This is a genomic window from Candidatus Aalborgicola defluviihabitans (assembly GCF_016705985.1).
Classification (GTDB): domain Bacteria; phylum Pseudomonadota; class Gammaproteobacteria; order Burkholderiales; family Burkholderiaceae_C; genus Allorhodoferax; species Allorhodoferax defluviihabitans.
Genome location: NZ_JADJKN010000008.1, coordinates 48,816 through 66,799 on the forward strand (window position 1 = coordinate 48,816; position 17,984 = coordinate 66,799).

Sequence of the window (17,984 nt, forward strand, 5' to 3'; positions counted from 1 at the left end):
CCCTTCATTTTTTTGGAGTGTTTTTGATGTCCCTTTCCCACGCGCGCCTGCGTCCGACCAAAATCGCAGCGCTATGCGCCATTGCACTGCCTGCCCTGCTGGCCCTGACTCCCGCGGCTGCCAAGACGCTGGTGTACTGTTCTGAAGGCAGCCCCGAGAACTTTGCCCCCAGCATTAACACCACCGGCACTTCGTTTGATGCCACCGAACAAATCTACGACAACATCGTCAAGTTCGAACGCGGCGGTACCCAGGTCGAGCCGGGTCTGGCAGAAAAGTGGAGCATTTCCAAAGACGGTTTGGAATACACATTCAACCTGCGCAAGGGCGTGAAATGGCATTCCAACAAAAACTTCAAGCCCTCGCGCGATTTCAACGCCGATGACTTTCTGTTTTCTATCGAACGCCAGTGGAACGAGAGCGACCCCTACTTCAAGGTCACCAGCTCCAACCATTCTTACTTCAACGACATGGGCATGCCCAAACTGCTCAAGTCCATCGAGAAGATCGATGACTACACCGTCAAAATTACCCTGAAGAAGCCAGAGGCTCCCTTCCTCTCCAACCTGGCCATGCAGTTCGCCGGCATTCAGTCCAAGGAATACGCCATTGCCATGCTGAAGGCCGGCACCCCCGAGAAGATCGATCAGGAACCCCTGGGCACCGGCCCCTTCATGCTGGTGCAGTACCAAAAAGACGCCATCATCCGTTATAAAGCCTTCCCCCAATATTGGAAAGGCAAGGCCAAGATCGACGACCTTATCTTCTCGATTACGCCTGATGCATCGGTACGCTGGGCCAAACTGCAAAAGGGCGAATGCCATGTCATGCCCTACCCCAACCCGGCTGACCTCGATGCGATGCACAAGGACGCCAACATCCAGATCCTGGAGCAACCTGGCTTGAACATTGGCTACCTGGCCTACAACACTACCAAGAAGCCGTTTGACGACGTGCGCGTGCGTAAAGCCATTAACATGGCCATCGACAAGAAGGCCATCGTCTCGGCGGTGTACCTCTCCACCGGTATTCCTGCCATCAATCCGATTCCACCCACCCAGTGGTCGTACAACAAGTCCATCAAGGACGATCCTTTTGATCCAGTAGCTGCCAAGAAGGCACTGGCTGCCGCTGGCTACCCCAACGGCTTCACTACTGATCTGTGGGCCATGCCCGTGCAGCGCCCCTACAACCCCAATGCCAAGCGCATTGCCGAGCTGATGCAAGCCGACTTGGCCAAGATTGGCGTCAAGGCTGAGATCAAGAGCTTTGAGTGGGGCGAGTACCGCAAGCGCATGCAAAACGGCGAACACCAGATGGGCATGATGGGTTGGACCGGCGACAACGGGGACCCAGACAACTTTCTCAGCACCTTGCTCGGTTGCGACTCTGCCAAGACAAATGGCTCCAACGTGGCCAAGTTCTGCTACCAGCCGTTTGAGGACTTGGTGCAAAAAGCCAAAGTGGTGTCCAACGTTGCCGAGCGCACCAAACTCTACGAACAGGCCCAGGTCATCTTCAAGGAACAGGCTCCCTGGTTCACCATCGCCCACGCGGTGCAGCTCAAGCCCATTCGCAAGGAAGTGGTTGATTTCAAACTCAGCCCCTTCGGCCGCCACACCTTCTATGGCGTGGATATGAAGTAAGCATCAACGGGTTTCTCAAAAGGTTTTAAGGCCGGTTCGCACCGGCCTTTTTTTTGCTCATTATTTTGTTGCAATGAGAACGCCTATCATTTACATTTGATAATAATTCTTATTAAGGAAAAAAATAATGCCCACTTTCGTCCGCAAACCCATATGCAAAACCGTTGCAGCATTTGGCCTCCTAGCCAGTGCAATGGCTGCCCAAGCCCTCGAATACCCCATCGGCACGCCGCAGCAGCGATTTGGCATGGAGATCGCTGCGGTTTACCTGCAACCGGTCGTCATGGAGCCCGACGGCATGATGCGCAAGGCGGAAGAATCTGACATTCACATTTAGGCCGACATCAAAGCCCTGGCCGGCAACCCCAACGGCTTCGAAGAAGGTGCCTGGGTGCCCTACCTGATGGGCAAGTTTGAGGTGACCAAAACCGGAACCACACAAAAGGTGGAGGGTGAGTTCATGCCCATGGTGGCCAACGACGGCCCCCACTATGGCGACAACATCAAGCTCTTTGGCCCAGGAAAATACCACGTCAAGTACACCATCTTGCCGCCCAGCGAAAACAAGCACGCCCACTTTGGCCGCCACACCGACCGCCTGACCGGCGTGCGTCCCTGGTTCAAGCCTTTTGACGTCGAATACGACTTTAGCTTTGTCGGCATTGGCAAAAAGGGAGGTTACTGAGCCATGCGTTGCCCTTTTCTTTTGAAAACCGTGGTGATAGCCACTGCATTGAGTCTGGGCGCTGCGGGTACCGCCAGTGCAGCCACGAACGTCCAACTGGCCAAACTGCTGGAACAACTCAACCAGCGCGTACAAAAGCTGGAGCAAGCCAATGCCGACTTGCAGCATGAACTGGTCGCCGCCCGCGCCAAGGCTGTGACAGCCAAGGCAGCAACAACTGCCGCAAGCGCTGTAGAACAACGCCTGACGGCTTTGGAGCAACAGCAGTCGTTGCTTGTCACCAGCCTGGATAGCGATACGATTAGTGAAATGGAGCCCGATTTAAGCGCACGGCTCAAGGCCGTGGAGGTCAAAACCCAGGAACTATCTGGCCCGGTCGGCAAACTCGCTGCGCTGAACGACATCAAAGGCGGTTTAAGCCTAAGCATGGTGGCGCAAAAGTCACTGGCTCCCAATGCCGAAGACGGCCAGCTCGGTTACCGCACCGATGCCTTTGTGTCGTTACCTCTGGAGCCAATTGGCGACATAGAGCAATCCTTGTTCACCCAGTTGCGCCTGGGTCAGGGCTCTGGCTTGGGCGGCTTGCCATCGGGGTTTTCTAATCCATTGGCCACTGCATTCCAACTCGGCCTAGGCGCCGAAAACTCCGTCGCCTTGTTGGCCCAAGCCTGGTACCAGGCCAGTATTCCATTGCCCTTGGGCGGCTTTAAACCCGCATCCAAACAAAAACTGGAAATTACCGTTGGCAAGATGGACCCGTTTGTGTTCTTTGACCAAAACGCCGTGGCTGGGGATGAAACCCGCCAGTTCCTCAACTCGGCATTCGTGCACAACCCCTTGCTGGATGCAGGTGGCGATATCGGGGTCGATGCCAACGGCTTTGCACCGGGCCTGCGCTTTTCGCTACTGGATACAAGCGACAAGCTGGAGAACTGGCGTGTCTCACTGGGCCTGTTCGGTGCCGGCGAAAAAGGCGCCAACTACCAAGGCAGCCTGGGCGCTCCGCTGGTAATGCTGCAAGCGGAAACGGCCAGGCGCTTTTTTGGTGGCCTGCTGGGTAACTACCGCGCATACGCATGGAGTAATCCACAAGCCGTTCCCTTTGCTTTTGATTTGCCGTTGGCCGACACCAGCCTGACTGCGCCCGAGCACCACAGTGGCTGGGGCCTGTCCATGGACCAGCGCGTGGGTGATGGCATGACGCTGTTCGCCCGCTGGGGTCAGCAAACAACGGGCCGGGTCAAATTCGACCGGACGCTCACCTTGGGCTTGGAGGCCAATGGCTCGTACTGGAACCGCGGCGGCGACAGCTTGGGCTTGGGGCTGGGTTGGTTGCGCACCAGCGATGCCTACCGCAACTACAAGCTAACCGACCCCACTGACCCGCAGACACTCAACGAGTCGGAGAACGTGGCCGAGCTGTATTACCGCTGGCGCGTGGCCAAACAGTTTGAGCTGACGCCCAGTCTGCAGTTCATCGGCAACGCCGGTGGCGACGCTGGCGCACCCGGTGTGCGCATTTTCAGCCTGCGCTCGCAATTCACTTTTTAGGAGGTCATATGCGTACCAACCGTTTTTCAAACGCTTTACTGGCAATACTCAGTGCCATGCTGCTGAACAGTTTGCCAGCACAGGCACAGGACATGCCGACCGTCAACCTTGTGATCCGCAATGGGCACTTTGTGCCCGCCATTCTGGAGGTTCCGGCCAACACCAAGTTCCGCTTGGTGATCAAAAACGAAGGCCCTGGCGCCGAAGAATTTGAAAGCGTGGAACTGCGCAAAGAAAAGGTGTTGGCACCGGGTGTCACCAGCTTCCTGATCTTTCAGCCTCTCAAACCCGGTACCTACAAGTTCTTTGGCGACTTTCATCCCGAAACCGCCCAAGGCCAGATGGTGGCCAAGTAAACCGGGAGCACAACCATGGGTAGCACAATTTTTATCGTCTGGCGGGAAAGCGTGGAAGCCATGCTGGTGGTCGGCATTCTGCACGCCTGGCTCAAGTTCAACAGCGCTGGAGCAGCCGGCCTGCGCGCGCTGGGATTGGGCGTGTTGTGCGGCCTGGGGCTGGCCGGCCTGCTGGGTTGGGCCATGGTGGCGGCACAGGACGAACTCTCGGGCACTGCGCTGGAATACTTCCAGGTGGCAATGCTGTTGGTGGCGTCGGGCTTGATTGTGCAGATGGTGTTGTGGATGCGCCGCCACGGCGCAGGCATGCGCAAAAACCTGCACCAAAGCCTGCAAGTGGCCATGCAACGCTCGGGTCTGATCGGCATTGCCACCGTGGCCGCGCTGGCCATTGCCCGGGAAGGCGCCGAGACGGCCGTGTTTCTCTATGGCGTGAGTCTGGAGCCGGGCAACTCGGCCAATGTATTCATGGGCGCCATGCTGGGCTTTGCCCTGGCCGCGTTCACCGCCTGGATACTGGGCCGGGGACTGCGCTTTTTAGACTACCGGCGCTTTTTTGCCATGAGTGGCTGGATGCTGCTGTTCTTTGCGGGTGCGTTGCTGGTCAGCGCCATCGACCGCTTGATCGGTGCCGGCCTGCTACCCGCGCTGATGGACCCCTTGTGGAACAGCGCCGGGCTGCTGGACGACAGCGGTCGGCTGGGCTCTATCGTGGCGGCACTGGTTGGCTACCGGGCCCACCCGTCGCTCATGCTGGTGGTGGTGTACGCCGCCTACTGGCTGTTCATGCTGCGCGCCATGCGCCCGGCCCGCCAACATGCGTAGCATCCCCATCTACCCGGTAACAACGGCATCGGCAGCGGCGCCCGCACTACCAGAGCAGCGGGAGGGCCTGCTCGCCCGTTTGGGCCTGGCCATGCGCCGGCACCAACGCCTTATTCAGGGTATTCAGTGGGTGGTGGTGCTGTTTTATTTTGGGCTGTTGGTGGTGCCGGCGATGATGCCGCTGCCCGACCAAGACGCACACATTTTGACCAACTTGCGGCTGTTTGCCCAGTTCCTGTTCTGGGGCATTTGGTGGCCTTTTGTCATGCTCAGCACCATGCTGCTGGGGCGCGTGTGGTGCGGCGTGTTTTGCCCTGAAGGTTCCTTGACCGAACTGGCCAGCCGCCATGGCCTGGGTCGTGCCATTCCGCGCTGGATGCGCTGGGGCGGCTGGCCCTTTGTCGCCTTTGTCGGCACCACGGTGTACGGCCAGCTGGTCAGTGTTTACGAATACCCGCAGGCTGCGTTGCTGGTACTTGGTGGCTCCACCGTGGCCGCCGTGGCGGTGGGTTTGGTCTACGGCAAAGGCAGCCGGGTTTGGTGCCGCTACCTGTGTCCGGCCAATGGCGTCTTTGGCTTGCTGGCCAAGATTGCCCCCGTGCATTTTGGCGTGGACGAAGCGCGTTGGCTGCAGCAAATGGGCCAATCCACCGAACGTCGTCATGCTGTCAACTGCGCGCCACTCATCAATATTGGCCACATGCAAAGCGCATCCAGCTGCCACGCCTGTGGGCGCTGCGCTGGCGAGAACGACGCGGTGGCCCTGGCGCTGCGTTCACCCGCGCACGAGATCTTGAACACTCGCCCGGCGGCCGCCAATACCGGTGAGGCCATAACCCTGATCGTGGGTGTGATTGGCATTGCGACCGCCGCATTCACTTGGTCGGCCAGCCCTCGCTTTGTGTGGTTTAAAACCACCGTGGCGGAGTGGCTGATTGACCATGACTGGATGGTCTTGCTGCAGGACAACGCGCCCTGGTGGCTGCTCACCCACTACCCACAGGCCCAGGACATTTTCACCTGGCTGGATGGCCTGTGCATTCTGGCCTGGATTCTGGGCGGCGGTGCAGCCCTGGGACTGGTTGTTTGGGCTGGAATCTGGCTGGCGGCGCGTCTGCTGAACAACCCCGCCCTGCCCTGGCAAAAGCTGGCGCTGGGTTTGGTGCCCATAGGCGGTGCCGGTGTGTTTCTGGGCCTGTCCATGTTGACCCTGGGCCACCTCAAGGCCGAGGGTGTGGACCTGACCTGGGTGCCGGCTGTGCGTGCGGTGCTGCTGTGTGCGGGCGCGGGATTCTCGGCCTACCTGCTGGCACGGCTGTGCCTGACGCGCCGCACGCTGCGGTCGGTAGCCGCGTGCTTGCTGGCGTGGCTGACACTGGCCTTGGTGGTAGGCGTGTGGGCCCAGATTTTGTTTGTCCGTTAAGGTGCCATTTGCCAAATAACTATGTGCAAAATTGGCCTCTAGCCCTCGTCGAATCTACACAAGCAGCTACCAAAGTAATAGCAATATGACAACGCACTAGCGCTTGAGCGCCGTCTGCGTGATGGTGTTCAGGCTGCCCCGGGTACTGATGAGCTCGGGCTCCAGCATCACCTCAATCAATGTGCCCTGTGGCCGCGCCAGGGCTGCCAGCAGTTCGGCTTCAAACTGGTCACTGCGCTGGATGCGCACACCGGCATAGCCGTAGGCGCGTGCCAAAGCCGCAAAGTCGGGGTTGTTCAAGGCCGTTCCAGCGCCCTGTACGTGTGTGGGGTACTCACGCTCCTGGTGCATGCGGATGGTGCCAAACATGCCATTGTTCAGTAGCAGGATGATGGTCTTGGCGCCGTGCTGTACGGCGGTGGCCAGCTCCTGCCCATTCATCAGGAAATCTCCATCGCCAGCAATGGTGAACACCACCCGTTTGGTCGTAACTGCCGCTGCAATACCCGCCGGCACGCCGTAGCCCATGGCGCCGTTGGTAGGTGCCAGTTGGGTCTTGTGGCCGCCAGCCAGGCCGCTGTAGCGGTAAAAGCGGTGCAGCCAACTGGCAAAGTTACCGGCGCCGTTGGTTAGCACTGCGTCCAGTGGCAGATGCTTTTGCACGGTGGCAATGACGCTGTGCATGTCCACCAAGCCGCGCTCGGTATCCGCAGGCAGGTCCTGGATAGGCGTGGCCTGCAGGTTCGCCACGTAATCGGCGTTGCAAGCCATCGTCCAGGCCTCCCACGGTAGGCTTGCCGGAGCGGCCATGGTCTCTAGTGCGTGCGCCGCAGTGCGCATGCTGGCGTTAATGGCCAGATCGGCCTGGTAGACGCGGTTGAGCTCTTCGGCACTGGCGTGAATGTGCACCAGCGTCTGCGCCGCCTTGGGTGCCTGCAGCACGGTGTAGCCGCCGGTGGTCATCTCGCCCAGGCGTGGGCCGATGGCCAGAATCAGGTCGCTGTCCTTGAGGCGCTTGGCCAGTGCTGGGTTGATGCCAATGCCCACGTCACCAGCGTACTGCGGGTGGTGGTTGTCAAAGGTGTCCTGAAACCGGAAGGCATTGCCCACTGGCAGTTTCCAGGCCTGTGCAAACCGCTGCAGGGCCTGTGCGGCCTGCGGCGTCCAGCCGCCACCGCCCGCGATGACCATGGGGCGCTCTGCTTTCAATAGCAGCTCACGTAGTTTTTCCATGGCCTGCGGGCCAACCCAGGCATCAGACGGCTCCACGCGGGGCAGCGGCTGGGGCAGCAGGCCCGTTGCCGGGTTGGGCGTCAGGGTCTGCACCAGCATATCTTCTGGCAGTACCAGCACCACCGGCCCTGGGCGGCCATTCATGGCCGTGGCAAAGGCGCGAGCAATGTACTCGGGGATGCGGCTGGCGTCATCAATGCGCTCTACACGTTTGGCCATGCCCTGGGTGCTGGCGCCAAAGAACACGCGGTAGTCCAGCTCCTGGAAGGCCTCGCGGTCGCGGGTGTCGCTGGCCACGTCGCCCACCAACATCACCATGGGTGTGGAATCCTGAAACGCCGTGTGGATGCCGATGGAGGCGTTGGTGGCACCGGGACCGCGCGTCACAATGCACACGCCGGGTCGCCCGGTCAGTTTGCCATGCGCCTCGGCCATGAATGCGGCACCGCCCTCTTGTCGGTTAACCACAAACTGGATCTGGGACTGGTAGCGGTGAAAGCCGTCGAGTACGGCCAAAAAACTCTCGCCAGGCACACCAAAGGCGTGGGTTACACCCTGTTCGATGAGACATTGCACCAGCAGGTGGCCGGCGATTTGAGGGGGTGGTAGAACGGTCATGGCGCATATTGTGCGTCAAGACAAACAACCCCAAATCACCATGCGCCAATAGCCGGTCAGCTCTTGCGTGGGCGCGCCAAGTGGTAACTACCGGTGCCTTGGTGCAGTACCGTATCGGCAGGCAACACATCGCCCGGTTGGTAGTGCGGACCATGGCCCAGGCGTTCGTACACCGGCGCAAAGTCAGTCTGCGCCAGAGCCAACAAATCGTCCAAATGGTCCAGCACAAAGTAGACCTCTTGAAAGTCGTCAATGCGGTAATTAGTGCGCATAACCCGCTCCAGGTCAAACCCAATGCGGTTGGGCGAATCGCTTTGGATCGAAAATACGCTTTCGGAATACGAAGACGCTATGCCCGCGCCGTAAATGCGCAAGCCCTCTTTCTGGCGCACCAGACCAAACTCCACCGTGTACCAGTACACGCGGGCCAGTTCGGTGAGCTTGCTTAAGCGTTGGGCACGCAGGCCGCCCTGGCCATAGGCCTGGATAAAGTCGGCCATAACCGGGTGCATGAGCATGGGCACGTGGCCAAACACGTCGTGGAACACGTCGGGCTCTTCCAGGTAATCCAACTCATGGGCACCCCGGATGAAATTGCCCGACGGAAAGCGCCGGTTGGCCAGGTGGTCGAAGAACACGTCGTCGGGCACGAGGCCTGGCACCGCCACCACCTGCCAGCCGGTGGCTTTCATCAGGGTTTCGGAGAGTTCCTCAAAATTCGGAATGCGCTCGGCCGACATGGGCAGGTGGTTCATGCCGGCCACAAAGTCGTCACAGGCCAAGCCCGGTAAGAGCTTGGTCTGGCGCTCGTACAGCGTCTTCCAAACCGCGTGTTGCGCGGGTGTGTAGTTTTCCCAGCCCTGGTCCATTGTCCAGTCCGGGCGCTGGGGGGCTGCGGTGGCACCAGCGGCTAGCCCGTGTTTGACTTTTTCAGCTACGTTAACGTCCATGGTCCGGCTCCTTCAGGCTGCAGTAGCGACAGCGCCTGCCACATTGCCAGCGAAGGCCTGCTCGCACAGGCGGGCCATATCGATGTCGTTGGTGCTCAGGCCACGTACGTCGTGCGTCGTCCAGGTGATGGCCACCTGGTTGTACACGTTGCTCCACTCGGGGTGGTGGTTGTGCTTTTCCGATGCAATGGCGACATGGGTCATGAAGGCAAAGGCCTGCATGAAATCACCAAATACAAAGTTGCGACTCAGGGTCCCGATATGGGTGTCCACCTGCCATTGCGGAAACTCGGCCGCCAATGCGGCCAATTCGGTGGCTTCAAGTTTGCGCATGGTTAAGCCGCCACGCCTTCAATGACCCCTCGGCGCAACTGGTCGCGCTCCATGGACTCGAACAGGGCCTTGAAGTTGCCTTCGCCAAAACCTTCATCGCCCTTGCGCTGGATGAACTCAAAAAAGACCGGACCCATCAGCGTCTGCGAGAAGATTTGCAACAACAGGCGGCGCTCTCCGGACTTGGTCGTACCATCCAGCAAAATGCCACGCGTCTGCAGCGCGTTCACGTCTTCGCCATGGTTGGGCAGACGGCCTTCGAGCATTTCGTAGTAGGTTTCGGGTGGCGCTGTCATCAAGGGCACGCCAGCAGCTCGCAGTTTGTCCAGCGAATCGAACAGGTTGTCGGACAGCAGCGCAATGTGCTGGATGCCTTCGCCGTTGTACTGCATCAAAAACTCTTCAATCTGGCCACCGCTGCCCTTGGCTTCTTCGTTCAGGGGGATGCGGATCATGCCGTCCGGCGCGCTCATGGCGCGCGAGGTCAGGCCGGTGTATTCGCCCTTGATGTCGAAGTAGCGGATTTCGCGGAAGTTGAAGATGCGCTCATAGAAACTGCCCCAAAAAGCCATGCGACCACGGTAGACGTTGTGCGTCAGGTGGTCAATGATCTTGAAGCCATGCCCAACCGGATGGCGGTCCACGCCTTCGATGAAGTCAAAGTCGATGTCGTAAATGCTCTTGCCTTCTTCAAAACGGTCAATCAAATACAGCGGCGCGCCGCCAATGCCCTTGATGGCGGGCAAGCGCAGTTCCATGGGGCCGGTAGGAATATCCACGGGCTGTGCGCCCAATTCCAGGGCACGGGTATAGGCCTTGTGCGAGTCTTTCACGCGAAACGCCATGCTGCAGGCGCCGGGGCCGTGTTCGGCGGCAAAGTAGGCTGCGTTGCTTTTGGGTTCGCGGTTGATGATGAAGTTGATATCGCCCTGGCGGTACAGATCCACATCTTTGGAGCGGTGGCGCGCTACGCGCACGAAACCCATCTGTTCCAGCACCGGCTCCAGAACGCCCGGCGTGGGGGATGCGAACTCCACAAATTCAAATCCCATCAGTCCCATCGGGTTGTCAAACAAATCGGCCATTGCGTTGCTCCTAAAGTCGTTGTTGTGAATACTTGATTGTGGTCAAGACTGCGCGCACGGTGTACGCAACTTGCGCCATTTAACGCCAAACATATGCATAATTTATGCATGAATCAAGAAAAATATGACGATTTGCTGCTAGACAAGTTCGATATCAGCTTGCTTGCTGCACTGCAAAAGGATGCCCACGCCACCAACCAGCAAGTCGGCGAGCAGATTCACCTCTCGGCCTCGCAGGTGAGCCGGCGCATCCAGCGGCTAGAAACCAGCGGCATCATCCGCCGTTATGTCGCCCTGTTGGATCCTGCTGCGCTGGGCCTGGGTGTGCGCGCCATGAGCTACGTCACGTTAAGCCGCCACGGCGGCGACGAGGGATTGGCCTTTGAGCGCGAAATTGCGGTCATCCCCGAGGTGCTGGATTGCTACTCGGTGGCCGGTGAATCGGACTACATCCTGCAAATCGTGGCGGCTGACCTGACCGTGCTGTCGGACTCGGTGCTGAAGAAACTCATGCGCATCAAGGGCGTGGCCAATATCCGCTCCAACATCGTGCTGAACTGCATCAAGTCCAGCACCGAACTGCCGCTGGGCCACATTGGCCGGGGCGATGGCATGGCTCGCAAGGTACGGATTGCAGGGTAGTCATTTCAGCCAATACTATTTTTTCGATAGCATGCTATGTATATTGCAAGAGGGCTATAGGACAATTTTATAAAAACTATTAACGTTTACTGCACCACGGCTGCGCGGTCACGTAGTCCATCAAATACTCCGAGAACCGCTGCGCTGCCGGCGACAAGGGCCGATCCCGCCGGGTGAAAATCAAAAACTTGCGGCGCACCTCCGGCTCCAGCAAGGGGCGGCTTTGCAATTGGTGCAAACGAATCAGGTTACTGGCATAGGGTAAACAGGTGGTTACACCCAGGCCGGCGCTGACCATGGCAAAGGCCGTGGTCATAAAGCCCACTTCATTGGCGGGGTTGAGCGCTTCGTCGTGCAGGGATTCGTGCAGGTCGACGCGCAGGCGGTGGGTGAACTCGCCCTTGAGGGCCACAACCGGGTAACGCAGCGCGTCATCCCAAGTCACACGCTTCTTTTTGTTCAAGGGGTGGTCGGCGCGAAACACCACCACAAACGGGATTTCAAACAAGGTCTTGGCCTCGATATCGGCGGAGGATTCCCGCTCGGGGCCTACGGCAAAATCCACCTCGCCGCTGTGCACCTTGGGCAGCACGTTTTCCACCATGCAGTCCAGCAGGCGGATTTCGATGTCGGGGTACTCGCGCTTGAAACCGGCAATCACCTCAGGCAGCACCGAGGCCGACATGAGCTGGGGTGCTGCAATCCGCACCAAGCCACGCTTTAAAGCCTTCATGTCGGCAATGGTCACTAGTGCGCCATCCAGGTCTTGCAGCAGCCGCGCGGCCAAGGGATAGAACTCACGTCCCACCTCGGCCAGCTCTACCTTGCGTGTGCTGCGATTAACCACCTGTACGCCCAGCGTCTGCTCCAACTCCTTGATCAAACCACTGAGCGCCGACTGGGTCACGTGCAGACGGGCAGCGGCGTCGGTGAAGCTGCCGGTTTGGGTCAATGCCACAAAGGCCCTCAATTGGCGCAAGGTAATGTTCATGGATCAGGCCATTGAAAAGTCAACGCCAGACCATCGCTATACACGAAAAGTCGGCACATGATTGTGCGCTTGCAGCCCCATCGCCTTCTATGTTGAAGAAGCTTTGTCTCTTGATGTAACAAGTGGGCTGCTGCACGGGGTTGGGTCCACGCACGGGCATTGCAAACCGTTACGTATGGATGAAAAAACACCCTCTCGGGAAGATCTACCGGTTGCACACCCATGGACGGGGCTTTGAAAGTGGCAACGTCAGGCCCAATCCGTTGCAGGGTCTGGATGCAGCTCCACCGCAATTTCGTTTGCTGGTAGAAGCACTGCAGATGTACCTGCCGATTCTGGGCCAGGCCCAGGCACTGGCGAACCTGGAGCTGACAGCGCAAAGCAAAGACGAGTGGACCCTTCAGGTGCATGGTGCTGGCTTCGGTGTGTCGATAGGAGTTTTCAATGAATGCCCACACGCGCAAGACGTAACGCCGCGATTCCGGTTGTTCCTGATCAGGACCCTTCCCACGGGTCCTTTTGGAATTGGCAAAGAGACGGATGTCACAGTTTGCTACGCACATTCTGCGGGCAGGATCGTTGAAACCATTGGTGGAATCATTGCCCGCACGGCTTCCCGGCAGGTTTTTCAAGTTCTTCAGGCGCATCAACCGGGCCACACGTCTGAAGGCAATGGTTATTTATTCGATATTCAAATAAATTCATCATAAAAATCTGTTTGAATGATAGATCAATCTCCTCTTTAATTGCAACCATGTCACGACGATCCATCGCCTGACTGGTTCAACCAACACCGAGGAGAACACCCATGCTGATCCAGAGAATTCACCACGTCGCCTACCGCTGCATTAACGCCAAACAAACCGTGGAGTGGTACGAAAAGCACCTCGACATGAAGTTCGTGCTGGCCATTGCCGAGGACGAAGTGCCATCCACCAAAGAGGCTGATCCGTACATGCACATTTTTATGGATGCGGGCAACGGCAACGTGCTGGCATTTTTTGAACTGCCCAACAGCGCCCCCATGGACCGCGATCACAACACCCCTGCCTGGACGCAGCACTTGGCCTTTGAAGTTGCCAGCATGGACGAGCTCATGGCCGCCAAGGGCCGCCTGGAAGCTGCTGGCATTGAAGTATTGGGCGTGACCGACCACACCATCTTCAAATCCATCTACTTCCATGACCCTAGCGGCCACCGCCTGGAGCTGGCTTGCAACACGGCCACGCCCGCGATGAAGAAGTCTCTGGACGACGTGAAGTGGGACATGATCAACGAGTGGGACCGCACCAAGAAGGCCCCCAAGCACGCCGCGTGGATGCACGACGGAAAAGGTTTCATGACAGCCTGATCACACCTTCCGTCTTTTCACACCTGTTTACCCATGTTCGTTCGTCTTACCCACGCGGTTACCCGCGCGCTGGAGCTCACCATCGTGGCCTGTCTGGCCATGATGGCCCTGCTGGTTTTTGGCAACGTGGTGCTGCGTTATGGCTTTGATTCCGGCATTGCCGTGTCTGAAGAGCTGGCGCGCCTTCTGTTTGTCTGGCTGGTCCTGCTGGGCGCTATCCTGGCATCACGCCAGCATGCCCACATCGGCTTTGACACACTTGTCAAAAGCCTGCCGCACCGTTGGAAGAAGGCGGCCATTGCCATTACGGGCGTTTTGATGTTGGCGGCCTGCGTGATCTTTGTCGTGGGAGGCTGGCAACAGACGCACATCAACCTTGACAACAGTTACCCCGTTTTGGGTATCTCGTACGCCTGGCTGTATGGCTCGGCGATTGTGTTTGGCGTTGGCATGGGCATCAGCATCCTGTTCAATATATGGGACGCACTGACGCAGCCGCATACCGATGCCGAGCTGTCCATGACGCTGAACCTGGGCGAGCGCATCGAAGCCGAGATCGAAAACGTTGCCACCCACCAAGCCAAGGACCCCAAAGCATGACCGCGCTCATTTTTCTGGGCACGCTGCTGGGGGCCATCGCCATCGGCATGCCGATTGCCTTCGCCTTGCTGGCCTCAGGCATTGCGATCATGTTGGTGCTTGGTCAATTCGACGCGCAGATTGTGGTGCAGAACACCATCGGTGGCGCCGACAACTTTGTGCTGATGGCGGTTCCGTTCTTCATATTGGCTGGCGAATTCATGAACGCTGGTGGCCTGTCCAAACGCATCGTGGACATGGCCGGCGCGTTCGTCGGCCACCTGCGCGGTGGTCTGGGCTACGTGGCCATCATCGCCGCCATTTTGTTGGCCAGCCTTTCGGGTTCAGCGGTGGCCGATACCGCAGCGCTGGCCGCCATTTTGGTACCCATGATGCGCGCGGCTGGCTACAACGTGGGCCGCGCCTGCGGGCTGATGGCGGCGGGCGGCATCATTGCGCCGGTCATCCCGCCGTCCATTGGTTTTTTGCTGTTTGGCGTGGTGGCCAACGTATCGGTCACCAAACTGTTTTTTGCCGGCATGGTGCCCGGCGTCATGATGGGTCTGGCGCTGGTGGCGGCCTGGTGGTTGGTATCCCGACGCGAACAGATACAACTCGCCCCCAAGCTGTCATGGGGCAAACGCATGGCTTTGTTGGGTAAAGGTTTCTGGGCCTTGCTGTTGCCCGTCATCATCATTGGTGGCCTGAAATTCGGTATCTTCACCCCCACCGAGGCCGCCGTGGTGGCCGCCATGTACGCCATGTTTGTGGGATTGGTGGTGTACCGCGAGCTTAGCCTGGCCAAGGTCTACGAATGCCTGCTCACCACCGCGCGCACCACCGCCGTGGTGCTGTTGCTGGCGGCCATGGCCATGGTGGCGTCGTACATGATTACCATTGCCGACATCCCCGGTCAAGTGGGCGGCTGGCTGGAAGTGTTTGCCGGCAACCAGTTGCTGTTGGTAGCGGCCATGATGGTGGTGGTCTTTTCTGGCTGGCATGGTGCTGGATTTCATCCCCATCGTGTTGATCTTCACGCCGGTTTTTTTACCCATCGCCGTTCAGGCCGGCGTCGACCCGATCTACTTTGGCGTGATTTTCATCATGAATTGCTCCATTGGCATGATCACACCGCCTGTGGGTGTGGTGCTGAATGTGGTCAGCTCTATCGGCAAGGTTTCCATGTCCGAAGCCGTCAAGGGCGTGATGCCCTTTTTGCTCGCCGAGGCCGCTATTTTGGTCGCGCTGATTCTGTTCCCGGCGCTGGTCATGGTACCGGCTGGCTGGTGGCGTTAAAACGACCACACTCGCGTTCCGTTCCTTTTTTCTCTCACAACAACCCCAGGAGACTCGCTTTATGAAAACCACTCTCATCGCCCAATTGACCGGTCTGGCATTGGCCACACTACTCAGCAGTTCGGCCATTGCCGATGTCACTGCCAAATTTGCCGTGACGCTGTCCGAAAAAACCCACCAGGGCCAGGGCGTTGCCCGCTTTGTGGATCTGGTCGACAAAAAGAGCCAGGGCCGCATCAAGATCAAGCCTTTCTACAACGGCGCTTTGGGCAACGATGTGCAAGTCACCTCGTCGTTGCAGGGCGGCACCATCGAATTCACGGTGCCACAAACCAGCACGCTGACCGGTATGGTCAAGGAATTTGAGATTCTGGACTTTCCTTTCCTGTTTGGTAGTGAACAAGACGCGGAAAAAGTGCTCGATGGCCCCACCGGCCAGAAGCTGTTGGACAAGCTCCCCGCAAAAGGACTCATCGGACTGGCTTATTGGGAAAACGGCTTCTTCAACGCGACCAACAGCAAGCGTCCGATCCAGAAGTGGGAAGATTTTCAGGGCCTGAAGTTCCGCGCCGTGCAAGCCAAGATTTCGCAGGAAACCGTCAAGGCTTTGGGCGCAAACCCCGTTCCACTGGCCGTGCCTGAGTTGTACACCGCGCTGGAAACCCGCACGGTCGATGGGCAGGGAACACCATCCGCCGTGATTGCCGCGCTCAAGCTCAATGAGGTGCAGAAGTACCTGTCACTCACCAAGCATTCCTACGGCGCTTTTGTTCCGCTGGTGTCCAAGAAGTTCTGGGATACCTTGCCCGCCGCCGACCAGGCCATCTTGCGTGACGCGGCTGTAGAAACCCGCGCCTTCCAGCGCGGTGTTGCCCGCGACCAAGCCAAGTCGGCAGAGACCGCCATGGCAGCCAAGGGTCTGTTGATCAACGACATCACACCAGCCGAGCGCCAGCGGATGCGCGCCCAGGTCAAGCCGGTGTGGGACATGTTTACCAAGGATGTTGGCGCTGATTTGGTGACTGAAGTCACCAACCAACTCGCCAAGTAAGCCCAGCAACAACCCGCACGACAACAGGAGGCCTGCAGTGATGGCATTGAACGAAACACACAGCGCCCAGCTCACCAGTTGGGTGGCCTCCGCCAACACGGCCCAGACCGATTTCCCCATTCAGAACCTGCCGTTTGGCGTGTTCCGCCACACTGGCAGCAAGCAGGCGTTTCGGGTGGGGGTGGCCATTGGCGACGACATCCTTGACCTGACGGCTGCCCGCGCTACGAGCGTGTTCAATGGTGAGGCCCTGGCGGGTGTGCATGCCTGCTGCGCACCGAGCCTCAACACCTTCATGGACTTGGGCCCCAAGGCCTGGTCTGCGCTGCGGTTGGCCCTGTCACGCGCCCTGCGGACGGGTTCACCAGACCAAGCCGTGCTGAGCACCTGCTTATTGCCACAAGCCCAAGCCGAATTTGACGTGCCTGCCCGCATTGGCGACTACACCGATTTCTATACCTCGGTGCACCACGCCACCAATGTCGGCAAACTGATGCGCCCAGACAACCCGCTGCTCCCCAACTACAAATGGGTTCCTATTGGGTACCACGGCCGTTCCAGCAGCATTGGCATTTCGGGTCAGGGCGTTCGCCGCCCCTTGAGCCAGGTGATGCGCCCCGGTGCCACCGCCCCAGTACTGGCGCCCAGTGCACGCTTGGACTATGAGCTGGAAGTGGGCATTTTCTTGGGTGCTGGCAACGCCCAAGGTGAGCCCATTGCCATGGAACAGGCAGAGGAGCATGTGTTTGGCCTGTGCCTGTTCAACGACTGGTCTGCGCGCGATGTGCAGGGTTGGGAATACCAGCCACTGGGGCCGTTTTTGTCCAAAAACTTTGCCAGCACGGTGTCACCGTGGGTGGTGACCCTGGAGGCACTGGCACCATTTCGCCAGCCCTGGACCCGCCCGGAGGACGACCCACAGCCCCTGCCCTATCTGGACAGCAACGAACTGCGCCAACAGGGCGCCATTGGCATTGAGCTGGAGGCGTATCTACAAAGCGCGGCCATGCGGCACAAGGGCCTGCCAGAGCATCGCCTCTCACACAGTAACTTTCGCGATGCCTACTGGTCGGTCTCGCAAATGGTGGCGCACCACACAGTCGGTGGCTGCAACCTGCAAAGCGGCGACCTGTTGGGCAGCGGCACGCAGTCTGGCCCCGCACCGGAGGAAGCGGGTTCGCTGATTGAACTGTCCCTGGGCGGCAAACAGCCCCTGACGCTGCCCACAGGTGAAATTCGCACTTTTTTGGAAGATGGCGACACGGTGGTCTTCCGCGGTACCTGCACCGCGCCGGGCGCCGCACGCATTGGCTTTGGTGAGGTTCGTGGCACGGTGCTGCCGGCCCGCGTTAGTGAGTAATGGATAACC

16 protein-coding genes and 2 pseudogenes are annotated in these 17,984 nt (G+C 58.9%); 13 read left to right on the forward strand and 5 right to left on the reverse strand.

Translation table 11 applies throughout. The annotated features are described in order from the left end of the window. Window positions 1-26 precede the first annotated feature (26 nt). From IPI80_RS10635 to IPI80_RS10660, 6 genes and pseudogenes are all read left to right on the forward strand, one after another. Window positions 27-1,646, forward strand: coding sequence for an ABC transporter substrate-binding protein (locus tag IPI80_RS10635; RefSeq protein WP_413859852.1), 1,620 nt, complete (start codon window positions 27-29; stop codon window positions 1,644-1,646). Window positions 1,647-1,773: 127 nt separating this feature from the next. Continuing rightward, a pseudogene (locus IPI80_RS10640) lies at window positions 1,774-2,331 on the forward strand (iron transporter). A gap of 3 nt (window positions 2,332-2,334) precedes the next feature. Continuing rightward, window positions 2,335-3,882, forward strand: a complete 1,548-nt coding sequence (locus IPI80_RS10645) for a carbohydrate porin (RefSeq protein WP_413859854.1) — start codon at window positions 2,335-2,337, stop codon at window positions 3,880-3,882. 8 nt (window positions 3,883-3,890) lie between these two features. After that, complete coding sequence (locus IPI80_RS10650) at window positions 3,891-4,238, forward strand: cupredoxin domain-containing protein (protein WP_413859856.1); 348 nt, start codon at window positions 3,891-3,893, stop codon at window positions 4,236-4,238. A gap of 15 nt (window positions 4,239-4,253) precedes the next feature. After that, complete coding sequence (locus tag IPI80_RS10655; RefSeq protein ID WP_413859858.1) at window positions 4,254-5,063, forward strand: FTR1 family iron permease; 810 nt, start codon at window positions 4,254-4,256, stop codon at window positions 5,061-5,063. Window positions 5,064-5,154: 91 nt separating this feature from the next. Continuing rightward, entirely contained in the window at window positions 5,155-6,486 is a 1,332-nt protein-coding gene (locus IPI80_RS10660; protein WP_413860407.1) for a 4Fe-4S binding protein, read from the forward strand. Window positions 6,487-6,582: 96 nt separating this feature from the next. Here IPI80_RS10660 and IPI80_RS10665 read toward each other — a convergent pair whose 3' ends face one another. Genes IPI80_RS10665 through hppD form a run of 4 tightly spaced genes read right to left on the reverse strand, consistent with a single transcriptional unit; the run spans window position 6,583 to window position 10,705 of the window. After that, on the reverse strand, window positions 6,583-8,337 hold the full coding sequence (locus tag IPI80_RS10665; RefSeq protein WP_413859860.1) for a thiamine pyrophosphate-binding protein: 1,755 nt from the start codon (window positions 8,335-8,337) through the stop codon (window positions 6,583-6,585). A 56-nt stretch (window positions 8,338-8,393) separates the two neighbouring features. Continuing rightward, the gene (gene phhA / locus IPI80_RS10670) at window positions 8,394-9,287 is read right to left on the reverse strand and encodes a phenylalanine 4-monooxygenase (RefSeq protein WP_413859862.1); all 894 of its coding nucleotides are present in this window, start codon (window positions 9,285-9,287) and stop codon (window positions 8,394-8,396) included. Between the two features lie 12 nt (window positions 9,288-9,299). Beyond that, window positions 9,300-9,620: a 4a-hydroxytetrahydrobiopterin dehydratase gene (locus IPI80_RS10675; RefSeq protein ID WP_413859864.1), complete on the reverse strand. Its 321-nt coding sequence runs from the start codon at window positions 9,618-9,620 to the stop codon at window positions 9,300-9,302. Window positions 9,621-9,622: 2 nt separating this feature from the next. Then, window positions 9,623-10,705, reverse strand: a complete 1,083-nt coding sequence (hppD, locus tag IPI80_RS10680; protein WP_413859866.1) for a 4-hydroxyphenylpyruvate dioxygenase — start codon at window positions 10,703-10,705, stop codon at window positions 9,623-9,625. A 108-nt stretch (window positions 10,706-10,813) separates the two neighbouring features. Here hppD and IPI80_RS10685 point away from each other — a divergent pair, with 108 nt between their 5' ends. Continuing rightward, window positions 10,814-11,347, forward strand: a complete 534-nt coding sequence (locus IPI80_RS10685; RefSeq protein ID WP_413859868.1) for an Lrp/AsnC family transcriptional regulator — start codon at window positions 10,814-10,816, stop codon at window positions 11,345-11,347. A gap of 79 nt (window positions 11,348-11,426) precedes the next feature. On the opposite strand, the gene IPI80_RS10690 is transcribed toward IPI80_RS10685, so the two are convergent. Beyond that, window positions 11,427-12,338, reverse strand: a complete 912-nt coding sequence (locus tag IPI80_RS10690) for a LysR substrate-binding domain-containing protein (protein WP_413859870.1) — start codon at window positions 12,336-12,338, stop codon at window positions 11,427-11,429. Window positions 12,339-12,517: 179 nt separating this feature from the next. Here IPI80_RS10690 and IPI80_RS10695 point away from each other — a divergent pair, with 179 nt between their 5' ends. The 6 genes and pseudogenes from IPI80_RS10695 (at window position 12,518) to fahA (ending at window position 17,975) form a co-directional block, all read left to right on the forward strand. Further along, a complete protein-coding gene (locus tag IPI80_RS10695; RefSeq protein ID WP_413859872.1) occupies window positions 12,518-13,048 on the forward strand; it encodes a hypothetical protein in 531 nt (176 codons plus the stop codon). Window positions 13,049-13,146: 98 nt separating this feature from the next. Then, the gene (locus tag IPI80_RS10700) at window positions 13,147-13,689 is read left to right on the forward strand and encodes a VOC family protein (RefSeq protein ID WP_413859874.1); all 543 of its coding nucleotides are present in this window, start codon (window positions 13,147-13,149) and stop codon (window positions 13,687-13,689) included. A gap of 33 nt (window positions 13,690-13,722) precedes the next feature. Beyond that, window positions 13,723-14,289, forward strand: a complete 567-nt coding sequence (locus IPI80_RS10705; protein ID WP_413859876.1) for a TRAP transporter small permease — start codon at window positions 13,723-13,725, stop codon at window positions 14,287-14,289. Further along, window positions 14,286-15,564: pseudogene (locus IPI80_RS10710) on the forward strand (TRAP transporter large permease). Before IPI80_RS10705 ends, IPI80_RS10710 begins: the two are co-directional and overlap by 4 nt. Before the next feature lie 61 nt (window positions 15,565-15,625). Next, window positions 15,626-16,615, forward strand: coding sequence for a TRAP transporter substrate-binding protein (locus IPI80_RS10715; RefSeq protein ID WP_413859878.1), 990 nt, complete (start codon window positions 15,626-15,628; stop codon window positions 16,613-16,615). Between the two features lie 40 nt (window positions 16,616-16,655). Next, entirely contained in the window at window positions 16,656-17,975 is a 1,320-nt protein-coding gene (gene fahA, locus IPI80_RS10720) for a fumarylacetoacetase (protein ID WP_413859880.1), read from the forward strand. Window positions 17,976-17,984: the final 9 nt, after the last annotated feature.